Origin of the sequence: Micrococcus sp. MS-ASIII-49 (assembly GCF_000946635.1) — a bacterium.
Taxonomy (GTDB): Bacteria; Actinomycetota; Actinomycetes; order Actinomycetales; family Micrococcaceae; genus Micrococcus; species Micrococcus luteus.
The window spans coordinates 1-246 of record NZ_JXSP01000108.1; the positions used below are offsets into that span (position 1 = coordinate 1).

Below are 246 nucleotides of genomic sequence, written 5' to 3' on the forward strand. Positions count from 1 at the left end.
CCCGGCCTCCGCCGAGGAGTCGGCCCCGGCCGCCGCCCCCGAGTCCGCCGACGCGGCCGCGACCTCCGCCGCCGGCGTCCTGGCCATGGCCCAGCGGCTGCATGACGAGCACGTCGCCGCGGGCGAGCAGCGCAGCACCGAGCTCGTCGCCGAGGCCGAGGCCACCGCGGCCCGGCTCGTCAGCGACGCCGAGGAGCAGAAGGCCCGCACCCTCGAGGCCCTGGCCGTGGAGAAGGCCGGCCTGGA

General features: G+C 79.7%; 1 pseudogene. It reads left to right on the top strand.

Annotation, left to right across the window (positions count from 1 at the left end):
• Positions 1–246 (top strand): annotated as a pseudogene (locus SJ20_RS07580) (cell division protein); the annotation flags it as partial.